Raw genomic sequence first — 19,193 nt, 5'->3', positions numbered from 1 at the left:
GGCGCGGCCTAGGCGTCGGGCCGTGAGGACGGGGCGGGGGCGGCGTCGGCGCCGGTATCGGCACCTGCACCTGGGCCGGCACCCGTACCGCCACCGGTGCCGGAGCCCGGGACACCCGGCCTCCCCCCGGGCGGCGCCCCCGCGTTGGGCCGCTCCTTGGCCGCCGCGGCCCGAGCCATCTCCTCCAGCCTGGCGAGCAGCGGCATGGGGTCCGTGCCGACCGTCCCGGGCAGGAACTCCGCGATCCGCTCCGGCGTCCAGCCGCCCTCGGCGTATCCGGCGCGCAGTTCGCGCGGCTGCGCCCAGACGGCGATCTTCGGGCCCGCGATCGTGTACACCTGGCCGGTGATGCGCTCCTGGCGCGCGCGGTCGCTGAGCAAGTAGACGACGAGTGCGGCCACGTCTTCGGGGTCGCCGATCTCCGTCAGCTCCATGGGGACGTTCGCGGACATCCGGGTGCGGGCGACGGGGGCGACGGCGTTGGCGGTGATGCCGTACTTGTGCAGGCCGAGTGCGGCGCTGCGGACCAGGGAGATGATGCCGCCCTTGGCCGCGCTGTAGTTGGCCTGGGCGACGGAGCCCTGGTGGTTGCCGCTGGTGAAGCCGATGAGGGTGCCGGAGCCCTGGGCGCGCATGACGGCGGACGCGGCCCTGAACGCGGTGAAGGTGCCCTTCAGGTGGGTGGCGACGACGGGGTCCCACTCCTCCTCGGTCATGTTGAACAGCATGCGTTCGCGCAGGATCCCGGCGACGCACACGACGCCGTCCACGCGCCCGTAGCGGGCGAGCGCCACGTCCACGATCCGCTGGCCGCCCGCCATCGTGGCGATGTCGTCCGCCACGGCCACCGCTTCGCCGCCCGCCGCCTCGATCTCCTTGACGACGGCCGCGGCGACCTCGCTGGTGGGCTCGGCGCCCTCGACGGACACCCCGTAGTCGTTGACGACGACCTTCGCGCCCTCGGCCGCCGCGGCGAGCGCGACCGCCCTGCCGATGCCCCGTCCGGCGCCGGTGACGGTGACCACCTTGCCTGCCAAGAAGTTCCCCACACCGGCCCCTTCCCGCGGTTTCTGACGGACCGTTAGATTTTATGACCCGTCAGACACCGGAAGACAAGCCCCGGGGAGCACTCATGTCAGCGCCGTCCGACCCCGCGGCCGCCCCGGCCGCACCCTCCGCACCGCCCCTGCCGACGCCACCCGACCCACCCCCGCCGGCACCACCCGACCCACCCCTGCCGCCCGAGTTCCTCGGCATCGCCGAGCGCGTCAACAACTGGGGCCGCTGGGGCGCCGACGACGAGATCGGCACCCTGAACCTCATCACCGACGAGGTGGTGCGCGCGGCCGCCGCCACGGTCCGCTCGGGCCGCCGCGTGCCGCTCGCGCTGCCGCTGCGCCACGACGGCGTGCAGACGGGATCGATCCCGGGCCGCGTCAACCCGCTGCACACGATGGTGCAGATCAACCAGCCCCTCTTCGCGCCGGGTTCGATCGCGACCAGCGACGACACCGTCACGATGGGCCTGCAGGCGGCCACCCACTGGGACGCCCTGCCGCACGTCTCGCACTCGGGCCTGATCTACAACGGCCGCCCCGCGGACACGATCACCGCGCACGAGGGCGCCCGCTTCAGCGGCATCGGCACGGCCGCGTCCGTCGTCTCGCGCGGCGTCCTCCTCGACGTGGCCCGCGCCAAGGGCCTCGAACGGCTGCCCGTGGACCACGCGGTGACCCCCGAAGACCTGGACGAGGCGGCGGAGTTCGGGGGTGTCACCGTCGGCGCCGGGGACGTCGTCCTCGTACGGACGGGGCACGTCCGGGCCTATCTGGCGGGTGACCGGCGCGGTTACGGCTATCCGTCGCCGGGGCTTTCGGTGCGGACGCCGGAGTGGTTCCACGCGCGGGACGTGGCGGCCGTCGCCAATGACACGCTCACCTTCGAGATCTTCCCGCCGGAGATCGAGCACCTGTGGCTCGCGGTGCACGCCCTGCATCTGGTCGAGATGGGCATGCCGCAGGGCCAGAACTGGAATCTCGAAGAGTTGTCCACAGCCTGTGGAGAAGAGCGCCGTCACAGCTTCCTGCTGTCGGCGACCCCGGAGCCCTTCACGGGCGCGACGGGCGCTCCGGTGGCACCGGTCGCGATCTTCTGAGCCTGCCGATCCCGCACTCTCCCGAGTCCGCGATCCACCGGGGCCGCGGGCCCCGGGTCCGAGCATGGACCTCCGGGTCGGAGTTCGGGTGGCGGCGCGTCGGCGCCCGCCCCGAGCGCTGTACCGCGCGCCGCCATCCGGCTCCGGCGTACGAGCCCCCGCCCCCCTTCTGCCCTGAAGGAGCGCCACGCCGAATCGCGATCCGCACCTCGCCAAGGACCGGGCCACAGGCGCCAGCGCCCCTCGGCGTCCCCTCGCGGCGAATCACTGCCCACCAGCGTGATCAATTGGTCACGGCACGTCAACACCGAGTCGGGGATTTATGGGGTTTGTCGGTTTTACCCCCGCCCGCGCACGGCCGCGCATCGGGGCACGGGACGGCGCATGCGACGGCACACCGGGCGGCGCGGATGCGCGGGGCGGCAGGGGGCCGCGGGGTGAGGCAGACAGGGAGCGGGGGCGGCCGGGGGTCACACGGTTTCGCACGGGGGTGGCGCGGGCGCCCTACACCGCTTCGTACGCGACGTCCTCGTGGGTGGTCCCGTCGAAGGTGACGGTGGGGGCGCCCGCATCACAGCGGTCGACTTCGCACCAGATGCTCTTGCCGGCGCCTTCGTGCCGCCAGCCCCAGCGGTCGGCGAGTCCGTCGACCAGCTCCAGGCCGCGGCCGTTGGTGTCGTCGCCCTCGGCGTGCCGGGGGCGGGGCGGGCAGGCGCTGCGGTCGGCGACCTCGACGCGGACGGTGCCCGGCTCGTCGGCGGGCACTCCGGGCAGCAGCATGCGCAGGACCGCAGGACAGCCCGTGTGCACAACGGCGTTGGTGACCAGCTCCGAGATCAGCAGGATCAGCGTCTCGGCGACCGGCTCGTCGGCAGCTATGCCCGACCCGGCGAGCCGCGACCGGGCCCATCTGCGGGCCCGGCCCACTTCCGCGGGATCGGGACCGACTTCCAGCTGAACTTGAAGCACCTGCACCGCTCACACCATCCGAACCGGCGGACACATCGCCTCGTGACTCCACAAGGTCACAGAACGTGAAACCCTTGAGAGACAGCATGGTTGACGTTCAGTCACCCCAACAAGCGCTTCAGGCATATTCCAGCGCGAAGGAGTACCCGTGCGGCATACTGTGCGACGCGCGCCGCGGGGTGTCGAACAGGCGGGCGCTCGGCCTCGTCCTGCGCGGCGAGAGGAGCGCGTTACCAGGCACGGAGTCGCCTCGGGGGCAACACCGGCACAGCCCGGCCTCAGGACCTCTCGCATTCGACACAAGGTACCGGAGCCGGGCGCCGACTCCGCGTCGTGACGAGTCACGCCTAGGACACAACCCGATATCGACGCCCGGTGCGACACTCAGTAGCCTCACCGCCTTTCCCCGGGCGCACAAGTCGATCACGGGACCGGGCCCGCGCCGCGCCCCGGACCGCCCGTTCGGAGCCGCTCACAGCGCCGCCGCCAGCGCCTCCTCGGCCTTCGCGGCGCCACCGCCGAGCTCCGCCCGCACCCACGCCCGCTTCAGGTGCAGATGGACGTCGGACTCCCAGGTGAACCCCATGCCGCCGTGCGCTTGCAGACAGTCACGGGCGTTGCGCACGGCGGCGTCGTCGGCGAGCAGCCGGGCCCCGACGGCTTCGAGGGGGTCGCCGGTGACGGCGGCGGCGTACACGGCGACGCGGGCGAGCTCCGCGCGGACCAGCATGTCGGCGCACAGGTGCTGCACGGCCTGGAAGCGGCCGACGGGCCCGCCGAACTGTTCCCGTTCCCGGGCGTGTTGGACGGCGAGCTCGCCGGTGCGGACGGCGGAGCCGAGCTGTTCGGCGGCGCCGAGGAGGAGGGCGCGGGGGCCTGGGGCCCCCTGCTCGTCGCCGTCGGGCCCGCGTTCCCGTACCCGATGCAGGGGCGTCAGCGGATCGACGGACCGCAGGGCCACCGCGTCCGCCACGTCCGCCGCGCCCCCCGCGGACCCCCGCACCACGTCGGCCTCCTCCAGCCACGGCACGAACGGCCCTTCGACGGCGGTGACGGCCACCCCGCCCTCGGCGGCGCCCGCGACCTCCCCGGCCGCGAGGAAGGTCGCCACGGCGGGGCCGGGCAGCAGCACCCGGCCCGCCTCCTCGAAGGCCAACACGGCCTCGGGCAGGCCGAGTCCGACGCCGCCCGCGTCCTCGGGCAGGCAGAGCGCGAAGAACCCCGCGTCGCCGAGCGCCCGCCACAGCTTCCGGTCGATGCGGAGCTCCGCGACGGCGGCCCGCAGCGCGTCCCGCCCGAAGCGTCCTTCGAGCACGTCCCGCAGGCCGCGCCGCAAGGCCCGCTGATCGTCGTCGAGTTGGAAGTCCACGCGCGGCTCACCGCCCCTTCGGCAGGCCGAGTATCCGCTCGGCGACGATGTTCCGCTGGATCTGGGAGGTCCCGGCGGCGATGGTGTACGACAGCGAGGAGAGGCGTTCGCGCGTCCAGGGCTCGTCGAGGTCGAGGGCGCCGGGGCCGAGCACCCGGGCCGCCGCGTCGTACAGCTCCTGGCGGGCGTGCGAGTACCGCAGCTTGAAGACGGAGCCGCCGACGCCGGGGACCCCGCCGGTGCGCTGGGCCTCGCTGACGTTCCACTGGGTGAGCCGCCACAGGGCCGCGAACTCGGCGCCGAGCCGCCCGAGCCCGCGCCGCAGGACCGGGTCGTCCCAGCGTCCGTTGGCGCGCGCCGCGCGGGCGAGCTCGCCGAGCAGCCGCCGGCAGGCCACGACCTCCCCCACGAAGGCCGTGCCCCGCTCGAACGACAGGGTCACCATGGTCACGCGCCACCCGTCGTTCTCGGCGCCCACCCGGTTGGCGACGGGCACCCGCACCTCGTCGAGGAACACCTCGGCGAACTCGGCGGAGCCCGCGAGCGTGCGCAGCGGGCGCACGGTGATCCCGGGCGCGTCCATGGGCAGCGCGAGCCAGGTGATGCCCCGGTGCTTGGGCACCTGTGCGCTCACGGGGGTGGTGCGCACCAGGAGTTCGCACCAGTCGGCGACCTCCGCGTGGGAGGTCCAGATCTTCGAACCGCTCACTACGTAGTCGTCGCCGTCCCGCCACGCGCGCGTGCGCAGCGACGCGAGGTCGGACCCGGCGTCCGGTTCGCTGAAGCCCTGGCACCACACCTCGTCCCCGCGCAGCATCGGCGGCAGCCACCGCGCGCGCTGCTCGGGGGTGCCTTCGGAGGCGATGGTGGGCCCGGCGTGCAGCAGGCCGACGAAGTTGGCGCCCACGTAGGGGGCGCCCGCCTTCTCGGTCTCCTCCAGGAAGATCAGCCGCCGGGTCGGCGAGGCGTCCCAGTGCACCTCGCCGTACCCCGCGTCGTACAGCGTCCGCTGCCACGCGGTGTCGTACGCCCGCCTCCCCGGCCAGTCGTCGGGCGACGGCTTCGGGGGCAGCTTCGGCAGCGCCTCGGCGAGCCATCCCCGCAGGCCCGCCCGGAAGGCTTCCTCTTCCTCCGTGTACGTCAGGTCCATCGAGGTCCCCTCGCCCGACCATTTCTGACGGATCGTCAGCCAGCAGGCTAGCCCCGGACCTCTGGACCGACAAGGAGCGGGGCTCTACGCTCACCGCACGATCTGACATACCGTCAGACACCATCGCCGCGAACCGCTTTGAACCGTCCCGGGCACCACCGCGACCACGAGGGGGCCGCCGTGCACGACGACACCGCCCATGCCCTGAGCGCCTGCGGGACACTCTGGGAGTTGATCGAGCGCCGCGCCGCCCTCACCCCGGGCACCCCCGCCCTGATCCAGGCCGCCGCCGACCCCGCCGACGACCGCGTCCTCACCTTCGGCGGGCTGCGGGAGCGCTGCGAGCGGGTGGCGGCGGGTCTCCACGGGATGGGGGTACGGCCCGGGACGGTCGTCGCGTGGCAGTTGCCGACCCGCATCGAGACGGCCGTCCTGTCCTTCGCGCTCGCCCGCCTCGGCGCCGTCCAGTCCCCCGTGATCCCCTTCTACCGGGACCGCGAGGTCGGTTTCGCGCTGCGGGAGTCCAAGGCCGCCTACTTCGCCGTGCCGGGGGTGTGGCGGGGCTTCGACCACACGGACCTCGCCCGGCGGCTCGGCGCGCGCGGCGTGTTCACGGCGTACGACGAACTGCCCGAGGGCGACCCCGGGATCCTGCCGCCACCGCCCACCGACGGCCGCGCGGTGCGCTGGATCTACTGGACCTCGGGGACGACGTCCGACCCCAAGGGCGTCCTGCACACCGACCGCTCGCTGATCGCGGGCGGCTCCTGCCTCGCGCACGCGCTGCGCCTGACCCCGGCCGACGTGGGCTCGATGGCCTTCCCCTTCGCGCACATCGCGGGCCCCGACTACACGGTGATGCTGCTCCTGTACGGCTTCCCCGCCGTCATGTTCGAGCACTTCGCGCTGCCGGACGCGCTGGCCGGCTACCGGCGGCACGGGGTGACGGTCGCGGGCGGCTCGACGGCGTTCTACTCGATGTTCCTGGCCCAGCAGCGCGAGCGGCCCGCCGAGCCCCTGATCCCCACGCTCCGCCTGCTCGCGGGCGGCGGCGCCCCCAAGCCTCCCGACATCTATCACGCCGTCGTGGCCGAACTCGGCTGCCAACTGACGCACGGCTACGGCATGACCGAAGTCCCCATGATCACGATGGGCGACCCCGACGACAGCGCCGAGAACCTGGCCACCACCGAGGGGCGCCCGCCCGCCGGGATGGAGATCCGCGTCACCGACGCCGACGGCAAGGAGCTGCCCGCAGGCACCGACGGGGAGGTGCGGCTGCGCGGTGAGGCCGTCTGCCAGGGCTACTTGGACGCGGCGGCCACGCGGGCCGCCTTCGACGCCGACGGGTTCCTGATCACCGGGGACCTCGGGCACGTACGGGAGTCGGGGCACCTCGTGCTCACGGGCCGCGCCAAGGACATCATCATCCGCAAGGGCGAGAACATCTCCGCCAAGGAGATCGAGGACCTGCTGCACACCCACCCGGCGGTGGCCGACGTGGCCGTGATCGGCCTGCCGGACCCCGAGCGCGGCGAGCGGGTGTGCGCGGTCGTGGAACGGGCCCCGGACGCGCCCGCGTTGACGCTCGCGGAGGCCACCGCTTACCTGCGCGGCCAGGGCCTGTCCGCGCACAAACTGCCGGAGCGCCTCGAACTGGTGACGGCGCTGCCCCGCAACGAGGCGCTGAGGAAGGTCCTCAAGTACACGTTGCGGGAGCGCTATTCGCAGTGAGGCGCGCCCGTACGAGACGCCTCACCCGGCCTACTCGGGGACCGTGAAGTACGAGGCGAAGGCGCTGACCACTTGGTCCTCGGTGACCGTGCCCAGGTCCGCGGCGGCCTGCGCGGCGACGCCCGGCTGCACGCCGAGGACCCGCAGGACCCGCTCGACCTCCGCGCCGGTGACCGACCCGTCGCCGTCGCCGTCGGCGAGGACGATCAGGGCGTGCAGGAACGGCCGGGCGATCTCGGCGAACCGCGCGGGGTTGTCGCGCAGCCGCTTCACGGCGCCGCCCACGAACTCGTCCCGGGTGATCCGCTGGTCCCCGTCCCGGTCGGCGATGCCCGCCATGCCCTGCCAGAACGCCTCGGCCCCGATGTAGAGGGCCTGGCCCCTCTCGGACCGCGCCGTCACCCCGAACTCCGCGAGCAGCGCCTGGGCCGCCGTGCTGAAGTCCTCACGGGAGATGTAGCCGTTGCCGTCCTGGTCGAAGGTGGCGAAACGGGCCGCGATCCTGCGTTCGTACTCGGCACTGTCCATGGTCTTCGGGCCGCCTCACTTCTCATGCGGTTGGGGGTTCGGCCGCCCGACCCGGGCCGGGCGGCCGTACTACAGGTATCTGTCCAGGAGCGTACGACGCCGTCGCCCGCCGGGAGGCGGAAAAGCGACGCCTGTGCCAAGACCGCTGGAATTCCGCGACACAGGTGTGTCACGGGCGCGATCCCGACGCGGCGCGCGCCTGCCGTCCGCGTCCGCTCGGGACGGTTGTATCAGCTGACGATCTTGACCGGGACATGGGGTTCCGGTCGCCCTCCGGCACGGGGCACGCGCGGCGCGCGGCTGCGGCCGCGCCGGTCGTGCGGGCTAGGCGGTCAGCGGTGCGGCGCTGTCGTCGACCGCCGAGTCGGCGTCCGGATACACCTCGAAGAGGCGGCGTACGCCGAGGGCGGCGAGGACGCGGTTCACGTGCGAGCCGTCGACGGCGCCCTGCGCGGGCAGGATCAGGCGGAGCCGGCCCCGGCAGGAACGCATCAGGCGGCGCGTGGTGATCAGTACGCCGACGCCGCTGGAGTCGCAGAAGAACACGTCGGACAGGTCGAGGACCAGGCTGCGGCGGCCGTCGGCCACGGCGTCGTGCACGCGTTTGCGCAGCACCGGTGAGGCCAGGAGGTCCATCTCCCCCGACACCCGCAGCACGACCCAGTCGCCCTGCTCGCCCACGGCCACCTTCAGCGCCACGCGTCAGCCTCTCGTCCGTGGATCCGGCGCTCGCGCGCGGGTCCGCCCCTCGTCCTTCTTCGTCCCTACGATCCGGCACTCGTCCTTCGTCCCGGCTCGTCCTTCGACCGGCTCGCGTCCACTGATCCGGAAGCCGCTCCTTCGGCTCCTCTTTCGCGGCTGCCCCACGGCTCTTCCATGAAACACCAGAGCCCCACGCGCCCCGGAAGCGGGCCGTCCACCGCGGCCGGGTTCAATATCATCCGCGGCGCCTCCCGGGCCTGCTTTGCCGCAAAGAGCGGGAAAGCGCGGAGAAAGGGCGGTGCGCTGTCAGTGCCGCCGACTACATTCGAGGTATTCGATGGAACGGTGAGGACGAGGGTCAGGACGGCGAGCGCACGAGGGGGCCGCATGCCGAAGGACGCGCCGCGTCGCTGGGACCGCCGCATGCAGCAGCGCCTGGCGCACGGAGAGGCAGCCGCGCTCGGCGAGCTGTACGACCACTTCGCGTCGCTGGTGCACGGCCTCGCGCACCGCGTCCTCGGTGACGTGGCGGAGGCCGACCGCATCACGCGCGAGGTCTTCACCCACGTCTGGGAGAACCCGGAGGCGTACGACCCCAAGGAGGGCCCGCTGCGCTCCTGGATCGCCATGCTCGCCCACCAGCAGGCCGTGCGCCGGCTGCGCCAGACCGAGTCCGCCGCGCTGGCCCGGGGCGGCGAGGGCACCACGGAGGACCTGGAGCGCACGGTCCGCCGCGCCTCCGCCGCCGCCCGCGCGGACTACATCGTCACGGCCATGCCCGCCCCGCTGCGCGCCGCCCTCGAATTGGCCTATTTCCAGCGCAGGGACTATCGCCAGACCGCCGCGGACCTCGGCGTCACCGAGGACGAGGCCCGCCGCAGGCTGCGCCTCGGCCTCCAGCTCCTCTCCACCGCGCACGACACCGCGCCCACCGAAGAGCCCACCGACACCGGAGCCCACGGCTACGGGAGAGCACTGTGACCAGGCCCGAGCAGCCGGACCCGTACGAGGACGACGGCACGGACCGCCCCGGCCACGCGGACTCCCCCGGCACCGGCGACCGCCCCCTGAGCGGCCCACCCCGCATACCCGCGCCGCGGGTGTCGGTGGAGGACGGCGGGAGGGCGCTGCCGCAGGGGTGGGGGTCCCCCGAGCGAGAGGCCGGGGACCAGGACGGCGCTTGGGAGCCGGAGGCGGATGCGCGGTCCGGCGGAGAGCCGGAGGCGGATGCGCGGTCCGGCGGGGAGCCGGGGCCGGATGTGCGGGGCGAGCGGGGCTCGGAGCCGCAGGCACGGGCCGAGGGTGGCTCGGGGCCGGATGACCTGGCCGGGTGGGACTGGGGGCCGGGCGGGCCGGGCGGCCGGGAAGTCGGGCGGGACCACGCTGACGGGTTCGACCATCAGGTGCTGAAGTCGCTGCTCGGAGCATGGGCGCTCGCCGCCTGCTCCGCCCAGGAGTCGATGGCCGTCGAGGAACACCTGGGCACCTGCGGGCCGTGCGCGGAGGAGGCCCTGCGGCTGCGCGAAGCCGTCGGCCTGCTGCACCCCGAGGAGAGCCTCGACCTCGACCCCGGCCTGCGCACCCGCGTCCTGGAGAGCTGCCTCGGACGGCGCCCGCCGCGCATCCCGCTGCCCGAGTGGGCCGCCCCGTACGACGCCGAGGCCGCGCGGCTCGACGCCCTCCTCCAGGACATCGGGGACGCCGAGTGGCACGCGCCGGTGCGGCTGCGGTGGTTCGAGAACGACGCGCCCGTGAGCCGCAAGACGACGGTCGCCGGGGTGATCGCGCACCTCCTCGCCGTCGACGGCCTGGTCGGCACGGCCCTCGGACTGCAGGATCCGCTCGGCGCGGAGGCCCCGCCGGTGCCGGACCCGACCCGGCGCACGGAGGCGTACTGGCGCGCCTCGCACCTCCCGCCCACCCGCGCGGTCCGCGGGCCCTGGCGGGACCAGACGCACGAGTTGATCCGGACCGTGTCCTTCGCGGGCGGCGGGTCGGGGCGGCTCGCCGTGGAGTACGGGGTGCCGGGGGACGCGCCCGGCGATGACGGCACGCGGGTCGAACTGCCCCTGCGGGACTCGATGGTGGAGCGGGCCTTCGAGTGCTGGATCCACGCGGAGGACATCGCCGAGGCGGTGGACTACCCCTACGAGCCGCCCTCGCCCCGGCATCTGCACCACATGATCGACCTCGCGGCCCGGATGCTGCCGAACACACTGGCCGAGCGGCGGCGGTCCGGGCGGGCCGCGCCGTCGCGCGAGTTGGTCGCGGCGGGAGCGCCGGGGCGGAGCCTCCGGCTGGAGGTCGAGGGGGTCGGCGGCGGCGAATGGTTCATCCCGCTCGACTCGCCCGGAGCGAGCGGCTCGGCCGAGTCCGAGGTCGCGCACATCGCCCTGGACGGGGTGGAGTTCTGCCGGCTGGCGGCGGGGCACGTGGCGCCGGAGGAGGCGGCGGCCGGGCAGTTGGGGGACCGTGAGGCGATCCGGGACGTGCTGTTCGCGGCGGCGTCGTTGAGCAGGCTGTAGGGCGGGGCGCCCTGAGGGCTCGTCCACCTCAAGGCCGTCGCAAAGGGGGCGATGAGTCGGCCCCGGCGACACCGAACGACCGGACCGGCGCCGGAACGACCGGGCCCGGCGCCGGAAGGCCCCCCGGCCGGGGGCTAGGCGAAGACGACGGTGCGGTGGCCGTTGAGGAGGATGCGGTGCTCGGCGTGCCACTTGACGGCCCGCGCCAGCGCCTGGCACTCGACGTCCCGCCCGACGGCCACCAGCTGGTCGGGGGTGACCCCGTGGCCCACCCGCTCGACCTCCTGCTCGATGATCGGCCCCTCGTCGAGGTCGGCGGTGACGTAGTGCGCCGTGGCCCCGATCAGCTTCACACCGCGGGCGTGCGCCTGGTGGTACGGCTTCGCGCCCTTGAAGCTCGGCAGGAACGAGTGGTGGATGTTGATGATCCGCCCGCTGAGCTGCTTGCACAGGTCGTCGGAGAGGACCTGCATGTACCGGGCGAGCACGACCAGCTCGACGCCCTCGTCCCGCACCAGCTGCAGCAGCCGCGCCTCGGCCTCGGCCTTGGTGTCCCGCGTCACCGGAATGTGGTGGAAGGGAATGTCGTACGAGGCGGCGAGCTCGGCGAAGTCCGTGTGGTTGGAGACGACCGCCGCGATCTCGACGGGCAGCGCCCCGATGCGGGAGCGGAAGAGCAGGTCGTTCAGGCAGTGCCCGAACTTCGACACGAGCAGGACGACCCGCATCTTCTGGTCGGCCCGGTGGAGCTGCCAGTCCATCTGGAAGGAGTCACCGATCGCCGCGAAGCTCGCGCGGAGCTTGTCGAGGGTGACGGGCGGCTCGGCCGAGAAGTGCACCCGCATGAAGAAGAGCCCGGTGTCGTGGTCGCCGAACTGCTGACTGTCCTCGATGTTGCAGCCGGTCATGAAGAGGTAGCTCGACACGGCGTGCACGATGCCCTGTTTGTCGGGGCAGGAGAGAGTGAGGACGTACTGTTCTGCGCGGTCGGCGCGCTGGTCACCGGCGACGGCGGACTGCTCGTTCATCCGCCCAGGGTCCCATATCCACGACGCCCCACGGACCGCCACCGCGACCGCCCCGGCCTCCTGCGGGAACCCCTCAGCCCGACCGCGTGAGGATCCGCAGGACCTCCAGCGTCCGCGGCGCCCCGTCCGGGTCCTCCCCGTCCGCCGCCGCGAGCCGCACGTGCGCGTCCCGCGCCGCCCGCACCGCGTCCGGCCAGCCGGGGTGGTCCAGATACACGGACACCGCCGCGTCCGGGCCGACCTCGTGCATGATGCGCAGCACCCGCAGCACGGCGGCGTCCACGAGCGCCGCCTCCTGGGAGTCCCGGAAGATCGTCCCGACGTACTTCTCCGCGGACCAGTTGTCCAGCCACGTGTCCTCGACCAGGCGGTACACGGCGTCGGTCACATCCCCGTACTCCTCGCGCCCGGCGAGCCAGCAGTCACGCTGGAAGGCCGGGTCGGAGAGCATGTGCAGCGCCGAGCGCACGTTGCTGCGCCAGCGCCACCACGGCATGTCGTTCGTTGGCATGCCGCCTATGGTCGTCGACCGACGGCCGCGACGGGAAGACTTCTCCGTTCCTTGCACGGTCATCGATCGTACGTTCCCACATCCCCCACGCGGCTACGGCCCCACCAGTTCACTCTCTCGTCACCAACCGTTGAATACGCGTCACTCCACGGTTGGCCCGTTGACGGAATCGTGCGTGTCCATGACCGCCTTGCGACGCGTCTTCCCTCCCCGCCCCGACCAGACCGCGCCCCGAGCGCGAAAAGCGCCGTTCGGTGCGGTGGTGGTGGCGGCGTGTGCGTCCCTGGCCGTCGGCTGTGGGGTCATCCCCGGTACCACGGGGGGTTCCGAGGATGACCCCGTCACGGTCATGACCTGGGCGCCGGAGCACACCCGGGCGACGAACAAGCCCGGCATGCCCGCGATGGCCGAGGCGTACGCCCGCTGGGTCAACGAGAACGGCGGCCTCGACGGCCGCAAGCTCGAAGTCATCACCTGCAACGAACGCAACAGCGCCGAAGGCGCGGGCACCTGCGCCCGGCAGGCCGTGAAGGAGGACGTCGCCGCCGTCGTCGGCTCCTACAGCCAGAACGGCCGCGCGTTCATGGGGCCGCTGGAGTCGGCCGGCATCCCGTACATCGGCGGCTACGGCCTCACCGACGAGGAGTTCTCGAGCCCGCTGTCGTACCCCGTCAACGGCGGGCAGCCCGCGCTGCTCGCGGGCAACGGCCGCCAGCTCGCCGACGTCTGCGACCGCGTCTCGCTGGTGCGGCCGGACACCATCGCGGGCGACAACCTCTCCAAGCTCCTCGACTCAGGCCTCGCCCAGGGCAACCGCGCGGCGTCCGCCGACATCCGGGCGCCCGAGGACGGCACGGACTACACGTCGCAGGCCGAGCAGGCGCTGCACCGCGCCTCCGGCGGCTCGGGTTCCGGCTCCGGCTCCGGCGGAAGCCGTGGCTCCGGGGCAGGGTCCGGCAGCGGTGGCGCCCTCGGCACCCGGGACGCCGCCGGGCCCGGCGGCAAGGGCAAGGAAGGCTGTGTCGCGGCCGCGCTCGGCGCCCGCACGGACACCTTCTTCGACTCGTTCCGGCGCACCGAGGACGCGTACCCGCCGGTGCGCACCGCCTCCGTGCTCGGCAGTGTCGACCAGTCGCTCGTCGACCGGACGGGCGGCGCGGACGGCCCGTACGAGGGGGCGTACGTCACCGGCTGGTACCCGGCCGCGAGCGACGCGCGCTGGTCGAAGATGCGTGAGGTCATCCGCGAGCACGCCTTCGGTGACAACCGGGTCGACGCGACGGACGCGGGCACCCAGACCACGTGGATCGCGTTCACGGTGCTGCGGCAGGCCGTCGAGTCCCTGAACGGCGACGCGGTCACCGCCCGCTCGCTGCGCCGCACCCTCGACCGGGGCCTGCGCGTGGACACCGGCGGGCTCACGCCGATGCTGCGCTGGCGCTTCGAGGACATGCTGGCGGCGGGCGACTATCCGCGTCTGGTGAACGCGGACGTCACCTTCCAGGTGGTGCGGGACGGCCGTCTGGTGCCCGCCCGCAAGCAGTCCGTGAACGTGGCGAAGACCCTGGAGTCGGCCCACTGACGGCGCCCGTCGGGACGCCTCGGGCCGACTCGGGTCCGCGCACCCGCCGCTACAGCTGCGTCGGGTTCCGCTTGGTCAGGCCGTGCTGCGTCGCGATGGCGTTCCACAGCTTCGCCGCCTGCTGCTTCGCGCGGGTCGCCTCGCCGCTCGCGCGGTTGCCCGCGGCCGAGTGGTTGGTCTGGCGGGCGTGGCCCTTGCGGCAGCCCTTCTTGCGGGCGACCTGGTCGGCCCACGCGGCGTAGTGGTTGTCGGCGGACGCGGACGCCTTCCACGCCTTGTTCAGCTCGGCGGTCAGGCGCTGGTTCGAGGGCAGCTTGTCGACGGTGAGGCCGGAGAGCCTGCCGACGAGGCCGTTGCGCTGCTTGGCGGCGTCCCGCAGGTCGGTGGCCGCCTGCCGCAGGTTGTCGCACCTGCCGACGTCCCGGACGGCCCCGATCACCGACTCGCGGCTGTTGTTGCTGTCGGCGAGGAGCTTGTCCAGGGCGACGGCCTGCTTCTTGGCGGGGTCGACGCTCGGTGACGGCTTCTTGGACTCCTCGTCGCCCGCCGGTGCGGTCGCGGCGAGCGGTTCGTTGTCGTCCTGCTTCTTGTCGTCGTCGCCCCCGCCGGACAGCATCGCGCCCGCGCCGACGCCGAGCACGGCGATGGCGACGCCGACGGCCACGAGGAGCGGCGTCTTGGAGCCCGTACGGCCCCGGCCCTTGCGTCCGGGCGCGGGCTCCGGCTCGGCCACCGGGCCCGGGGCGGGCGCGGCAGCCGCGTCGAAGCGCGGCATCTGCTGGGTGGACGCGGGGCCCTGGTCGGGCTCCGGCTCCCGGCGGAAGAGGCTGTCGAACTCGGCGGGCGGCTGCCGGTCGCCCGGCGCACCGGGGCGCACGCCGTACGCGGCGTCGGCGGCGGGCGGGCCCGCGGGGGCGCCGCCGTCCGTGATCGGCGCGATGAACTGGGTGGGCGCGTTGTCGTCCGGGGCGGCGGGCGCACCCGGCATCACGTCGGCGGCGCGGCCCAGGAACTGGGTGCCGTCGTCGGCGGGCATCTCGGGCGGCAGCGCGCCCGGGGCCGCGGGGCCGCCGACGGGGGCGATGAACTGCGTGGCCTCGGCGTCGGGTCCGGTGGGCGCCGCGTGCCGCCCACCCCCGTTCACTGCGCCCGGCGCCCCGTAGCCGCCGCCGTGCGGTCCGCCACTCTGTCCTGCGGGTCCTGCGGGTCCCGTCTGTCCTGCCGACGGGAGCGGCATGTCACCCGGCCCGGCGGGGGCGTTCCCGCCGTAGGGCCCATGGGACAGCTCGTGGCTCGGCGCGGGGGCGTGCCCGGCGGGCGCCTGGTCGGCGGGGGGAAGCGGGTGGCTCTGGCCGCCGTGGCCGGGGAACTGGGGCTGGGGCTGGTCCTGGGCGTGGAGCGGGGGGTGGGCCTGGCCTTGCCCCTGTGCCGGATGCGGGGCCTGCCCTTGGTGCGGTGCCTGACCCGGAAGAGGGGTGGCTTGCCCCGGAAAGGGGGCCGGGGCTTGGCCCGCGAGCGAAGCCTGGCCGGGAAGCGGGCCTGCCTGCCCCGGAAGGGGAGCCTGGCCTCGGAACTGGTCCTGTCCCGGGAGGGGCGCCTGCCCCTGGAACCGGTCGTACCCCTGGCCTTGGCCCTGCCCGTGGGTCTGGGGCGGCATGGGGCCGCTCTCGGCGGGCATCGGTCCCTGGCCGGGTATTCGGCCCGCGTTCTGCCCGGGCATCGGTCCGGGCCCGCCCGGCGCGTACCCCTGCCCCGTCCCCTCGGGCGGCAGCGCGGAGCCGTACGACCCGCCGTACGTGGCGGTCGGGGGTGCCGCGGGCGGCAGGGGCGTGCCCTCCGGGGGCAGCGGCATCCCGGCCGATGGCGGCGGTGGGGTGGGGTCCTGGTAGGGCGCGGCAGGCTCCTGGGGTGTGCCCCAGGCCTGGCCCGCGCCCGGTGCGGGGGCCGCGGCGTCGGGGCCCCACGGGTCGCCCCAGGGGCTGCCGACGGGTGGGGCGGCGTGGTCGCCGGTGGTGCCCGGCATCAGCGGCTCGCTGCCGTCCGCGGGCAGCACGATGCCCTCGTGCGCGTGTCGCGCCGCGGGTTGCTGCGGTTCGGAGGAAGCAGCGCCTTGCCCGCTCTGCTGCGTCACCGGGACTCCTACGAATGGGGGACCTTCGGAACGTCGGCTCACGCTACCGGGTCCCCGTGGCGCTCGGCCACGCAGCTCAGAGCACGCCGGACGCCACCCTCGACGCAGATGTCACATGAGTAACAGAAGTCGCACGACAGACGCTGTTGAAGGGGGCGTGCGTCCCGGCGCAGGGCACCCTGCGCCCCTTTCACGCCACACGCCCCCCAACAAGCCGCGAGCGGCCGTACGCGGCGTGGCGCCCCTCACGCCGCCTGGAGGTCGAGCCGCGCCCCGAACTCGCGTACCACCGGCTCCTCCCGGAACGGTTCGAGCCGCTGCTGGAAGTCGTCGAGATACTCCGCGCCGCGGTTGGACCGCAGGGTGCCGAGGAGTTCGACCGCCTTCAGGCCGGTGTGGCAGGCCTGTTCGACCTCGCGGCGCTGCACCTGGGCCGTGGCGAGCAGCACCAGGCCGATGGCACGGCGGCGCGCCCGGGTCGGCGGATGCCCGGCCAGGGACTCCTCCGCGCACCGGGCCGCGGCGTCGGCCTGCCCCAAGTCGCGGTGGCAGTGCGCGAGTTCGTCGGCCAGATACGCCTGGTCGAAGTGGCGGATCCACACCGGGTCGTCGCCCGAGTCCTCCTCGCCCACGGCCCGTTCCATCGACTCGACGGCGCGCCCCGCGACGATCTGCGTGGACCGGGCGTCGCCGAGCAGCGCGTGGCCCCGCGCCTCCGCGGCGTAGAACATCGCCTCCGCGCGCGGCGAGACCCGTCCGCGCGCCCCCTCCTGCGCCGCCCGCGCCAGCTGCGCGATCTCACGCGGGTTGCCGAGCTGCGCGGCGAGGTGACTCATGGACGCCGCGAGCACGTAGCCCCCGTACCCCCGGTCGCCCGCCGCCTGGGCCAGGCGCAGGGCCTGGATGTAGTAGCGCTGGGCGAGTCCTGGCTGGCCCGTGTCGACGGCCATGTATCCGGCCAGTTCCGTCAACCGCGCTACCGCGGCGAACAGTTCGCGCCCCACGGCCTCGCGGTAGGAGCCCGCGAGCAGCCCGGAGACCACGGAGTTGAGGTAGTGCACGACGACGGGGCGGACGTGCCCGCTGCCGTACTGGTGGTCCAGCTGTGTCAGGGCCTCCGTCATCGCCTTGACGGCGGCCACGTCCGAGAGCCCGACGCGCGGCCCCGCGGTCCTGCTGACCTGCGCGTCCGGCGAGGAGATCAGCCAGTCCCTGCTCGGCTCCACGAGCGCGGACGAGGCGACGGAGGAGCCGGACAGGAAGTCCCGCCTGCCCACGTCGCTGCGCCACAGCTCGCAGACCTGCTCGATCGCGCCGAGCACGGTGGGCGAGAACTGCAGGCCCACGCCGGAGGCGAGGTTCTTGCCGTTCGCCATGCCGATCTCGTCGATCGTGACCGTGCGCCCCAGCTTGCGGCCGAGCGCCTCGGCGATGATGCCCGGCGCGCGCCCGCGCGGCTGCTGGCCGCGCAGCCAGCGAGCCACCGACGTCTTGTCGTATCGAAGGTCGAGACCGTGCTCCGCGCCGCACATGTTCACGCGACGGGCCAGGCCGGCGTTGGAACAGCCGGCTTCCTGAATGAGCGCCTGCAGCCGTTCGTTCGGCTGCCGTGCGACGAGAGGCCTGGCGGCCATGGCGTACCCCCTGTGTGCACCGTGGACCATCTGGAACTTCGGATGTGGATGTCGAATGAGGAACGGTCCGGGCCGGTTTGCCCGCATCGCCCAGATGATCAATGCCCTGGGAACAACCGGAAGATGCACCACATACACCACAAATGCACAGCAACCTGCCTGAATTTGATGTTTCGCACCTCAACACGGCAGAGTGCGGCACACGTCGGCGAGCCGGGTGAACATGGCTGCCCGATGAACGAGGTTGAACTCGGTCGAACTCCGACTGCCCCAGACGTGGCTACCCGCGCCCGGCCCCCCTTGCCCATGCGCGCCCCCACCCGTGCACCCATGCGCCCCGCCGCAGGATCGATGCTCCTCCCCCGCGCACGTGACACCCCGTAACCCGACATGACGCGCGCAGTTGAGAGGTTCGTGGAAGAGACCATCGGAGTCACGTCAGCCGCGCAGATCCCGAAGCAGCGCGGAGAGGCCCTGCAGGACACGGCCGTTCGGTACGCGGAGGAACGCCACTGGGATGTCTTCCCCGGCACCTGGCTCGAGTCCGTCGAGGGCACCTGGCGCTGCTCGTGCGGCGAGGTCGCCTGCCCCGCGCCCGGCGCCCACCCCGTGCGCGACGACTGGCCCACGCAGGCCACGGGCAGCGCGACGGTCGCCCGGCGCATGTGGGCCAAGCAGCCGAACGCCTCGATCCTGCTGCCCACGGGCCGCACGTTCGACGCGATCGACGTGCCCGAGACAGCCGGTTTCCTCGCCCTCGCCCGCATGGAGCGGATGGAGCTGACGCTCGGCCCCGTGACGTGCACGCCCGACCGGCGCATGCAGTTCCTCGTCCTTCCCGGTGCCGCGGCGAAGGTCCCGGACCTGGTCCGCAAGCTCGGCTGGCCGCCCGCCGCCCTCGACCTCGTCACCCTCGGTGAGGGCGGCTACGTGGCCGCGCCCCCCACCCGCTTCGGCGCCTCCGGCGCCGTCCAGTGGGCCAACCGCCCCACCCCCGCCAACCGCTGGCTCCCCGACGCCGAAGAAGTCATCTCCCCCTTGTCCTACGCCTGCGGCAGGGAGGCCCGCAGGAAGTAGAAGCCAGCGGCCGCTCCGTTCAGCCCCGCGGGCAGCCGTGGCGGCCCCCGCTGTGGGCAGCTGGGCCGCTCAGAGGGCGATGGGGGCACCCCCTGGTC

The 19,193-nt window shown here is 73.7% G+C and carries 16 protein-coding genes; 6 read left to right on the top strand and 10 right to left on the bottom strand.

Annotation, left to right across the window (positions count from 1 at the left end; all coding sequences use genetic code 11):
- Nucleotides 1-8 precede the first annotated feature (8 nt).
- Nucleotides 9-1,049: an SDR family NAD(P)-dependent oxidoreductase gene (locus tag QUY26_RS22480; RefSeq protein WP_289949473.1), complete on the bottom strand. Its 1,041-nt coding sequence runs from the start codon at nt 1,047-1,049 to the stop codon at nt 9-11.
- Nucleotides 1,050-1,132: 83 nt separating this feature from the next.
- Between QUY26_RS22480 and QUY26_RS22475 the strand changes: the two genes are divergently transcribed.
- Nucleotides 1,133-2,155, top strand: coding sequence for a cyclase family protein (locus QUY26_RS22475; RefSeq protein ID WP_289949470.1), 1,023 nt, complete (start codon nt 1,133-1,135; stop codon nt 2,153-2,155).
- 504 nt (nt 2,156-2,659) lie between these two features.
- Here QUY26_RS22475 and QUY26_RS22470 read toward each other — a convergent pair.
- The 3 genes from QUY26_RS22470 to QUY26_RS22460 all read right to left on the bottom strand — a co-directional run bounded on the left by QUY26_RS22470 (nt 2,660) and on the right by QUY26_RS22460 (nt 5,643).
- Entirely contained in the window at nt 2,660-3,130 is a 471-nt protein-coding gene (locus QUY26_RS22470; protein ID WP_289949467.1) for an ATP-binding protein, read from the bottom strand.
- Between the two features lie 466 nt (nt 3,131-3,596).
- Nucleotides 3,597-4,493, bottom strand: coding sequence for an acyl-CoA dehydrogenase family protein (locus QUY26_RS22465; RefSeq protein WP_289949465.1), 897 nt, complete (start codon nt 4,491-4,493; stop codon nt 3,597-3,599).
- 7 nt (nt 4,494-4,500) lie between these two features.
- Entirely contained in the window at nt 4,501-5,643 is a 1,143-nt protein-coding gene (locus tag QUY26_RS22460) for an acyl-CoA dehydrogenase family protein (protein WP_289949463.1), read from the bottom strand.
- Between the two features lie 180 nt (nt 5,644-5,823).
- Here QUY26_RS22460 and QUY26_RS22455 point away from each other — a divergent pair, with 180 nt between their 5' ends.
- On the top strand, nt 5,824-7,377 hold the full coding sequence (locus QUY26_RS22455) for a class I adenylate-forming enzyme family protein (protein WP_289949460.1): 1,554 nt from the start codon (nt 5,824-5,826) through the stop codon (nt 7,375-7,377).
- A 30-nt stretch (nt 7,378-7,407) separates the two neighbouring features.
- On the opposite strand, the gene QUY26_RS22450 is transcribed toward QUY26_RS22455, so the two are convergent.
- Both QUY26_RS22450 and QUY26_RS22445 read right to left on the bottom strand, forming a co-directional pair.
- Complete coding sequence (locus QUY26_RS22450; protein ID WP_289949458.1) at nt 7,408-7,905, bottom strand: EF-hand domain-containing protein; 498 nt, start codon at nt 7,903-7,905, stop codon at nt 7,408-7,410.
- 324 nt (nt 7,906-8,229) lie between these two features.
- Entirely contained in the window at nt 8,230-8,604 is a 375-nt protein-coding gene (locus QUY26_RS22445) for an STAS domain-containing protein (RefSeq protein ID WP_289949457.1), read from the bottom strand.
- 390 nt (nt 8,605-8,994) lie between these two features.
- Here QUY26_RS22445 and QUY26_RS22440 point away from each other — a divergent pair, with 390 nt between their 5' ends.
- Together QUY26_RS22440 and QUY26_RS22435 are read left to right on the top strand one after the other, a co-directional pair.
- A complete protein-coding gene (locus QUY26_RS22440; RefSeq protein ID WP_289949456.1) occupies nt 8,995-9,588 on the top strand; it encodes a sigma-70 family RNA polymerase sigma factor in 594 nt (197 codons plus the stop codon).
- A complete protein-coding gene (locus tag QUY26_RS22435; RefSeq protein ID WP_289949455.1) occupies nt 9,585-11,132 on the top strand; it encodes an MDMPI N domain containing protein in 1,548 nt (515 codons plus the stop codon). The genes QUY26_RS22440 and QUY26_RS22435 overlap by 4 nt, the downstream gene beginning before the upstream one ends.
- A gap of 134 nt (nt 11,133-11,266) precedes the next feature.
- Here the strand turns inward: QUY26_RS22435 and purU are convergent, their stop codons facing one another.
- Nucleotides 11,267-12,160 (bottom strand): formyltetrahydrofolate deformylase, encoded by an 894-nt coding sequence (purU, locus tag QUY26_RS22430; protein WP_289949454.1) that lies wholly within the window; start codon nt 12,158-12,160, stop codon nt 11,267-11,269.
- 73 nt (nt 12,161-12,233) lie between these two features.
- Nucleotides 12,234-12,734: an SCO4402 family protein gene (locus QUY26_RS22425; RefSeq protein WP_289949453.1), complete on the bottom strand. Its 501-nt coding sequence runs from the start codon at nt 12,732-12,734 to the stop codon at nt 12,234-12,236.
- Nucleotides 12,735-12,852: 118 nt separating this feature from the next.
- Between QUY26_RS22425 and QUY26_RS22420 the strand changes: the two genes are divergently transcribed.
- Nucleotides 12,853-14,253, top strand: a complete 1,401-nt coding sequence (locus QUY26_RS22420) for an ABC transporter substrate-binding protein (RefSeq protein ID WP_289949452.1) — start codon at nt 12,853-12,855, stop codon at nt 14,251-14,253.
- A 49-nt stretch (nt 14,254-14,302) separates the two neighbouring features.
- Here the strand turns inward: QUY26_RS22420 and QUY26_RS22415 are convergent, their stop codons facing one another.
- A complete protein-coding gene (locus QUY26_RS22415) occupies nt 14,303-16,384 on the bottom strand; it encodes a hypothetical protein (protein WP_289949451.1) in 2,082 nt (693 codons plus the stop codon).
- A gap of 245 nt (nt 16,385-16,629) precedes the next feature.
- Nucleotides 16,630-18,018, bottom strand: coding sequence for a transcriptional regulator (locus QUY26_RS22410; RefSeq protein ID WP_289949450.1), 1,389 nt, complete (start codon nt 18,016-18,018; stop codon nt 16,630-16,632).
- Nucleotides 18,019-18,408: 390 nt separating this feature from the next.
- On the opposite strand from QUY26_RS22410, the gene QUY26_RS22405 reads away from it, so the two are divergent.
- Nucleotides 18,409-19,095: a bifunctional DNA primase/polymerase gene (locus QUY26_RS22405; protein WP_289949449.1), complete on the top strand. Its 687-nt coding sequence runs from the start codon at nt 18,409-18,411 to the stop codon at nt 19,093-19,095.
- Nucleotides 19,096-19,193 lie beyond the last annotated feature (98 nt).

This window comes from Streptomyces flavofungini (assembly GCF_030388665.1).
Taxonomy (GTDB): domain Bacteria; phylum Actinomycetota; class Actinomycetes; order Streptomycetales; family Streptomycetaceae; genus Streptomyces; species Streptomyces flavofungini_A.
The sequence above is the reverse complement of the archived record's forward strand: the minus strand, read 5'-3'. Positions and strand labels throughout refer to the sequence as shown.

Bases quoted from the DNA above. Each gene is read 5' to 3' on its own strand.
- QUY26_RS22460 (WP_289949463.1), bottom strand. From the start codon at position 5,643: ATGGACCTGACGTACACGGAGGAAGAGGAAGCCTTCCGGGCGGGCCTG.
- QUY26_RS22410 (WP_289949450.1), bottom strand. From the start codon at position 18,018: ATGGCCGCCAGGCCTCTCGTCGCACGGCAGCCGAACGAACGGCTGCAG.
- QUY26_RS22425 (WP_289949453.1), bottom strand. From the start codon at position 12,734: ATGACCGTGCAAGGAACGGAGAAGTCTTCCCGTCGCGGCCGTCGGTCG.
- QUY26_RS22440 (WP_289949456.1), top strand. From the start codon at position 8,995: ATGCCGAAGGACGCGCCGCGTCGCTGGGACCGCCGCATGCAGCAGCGC.
- QUY26_RS22420 (WP_289949452.1), top strand. From the start codon at position 12,853: ATGACCGCCTTGCGACGCGTCTTCCCTCCCCGCCCCGACCAGACCGCG.
- QUY26_RS22475 (WP_289949470.1), top strand. From the start codon at position 1,133: ATGTCAGCGCCGTCCGACCCCGCGGCCGCCCCGGCCGCACCCTCCGCA.
- purU (WP_289949454.1), bottom strand. From the start codon at position 12,160: ATGAACGAGCAGTCCGCCGTCGCCGGTGACCAGCGCGCCGACCGCGCA.
- QUY26_RS22450 (WP_289949458.1), bottom strand. From the start codon at position 7,905: ATGGACAGTGCCGAGTACGAACGCAGGATCGCGGCCCGTTTCGCCACC.
- QUY26_RS22405 (WP_289949449.1), top strand. From the start codon at position 18,409: ATGACGCGCGCAGTTGAGAGGTTCGTGGAAGAGACCATCGGAGTCACG.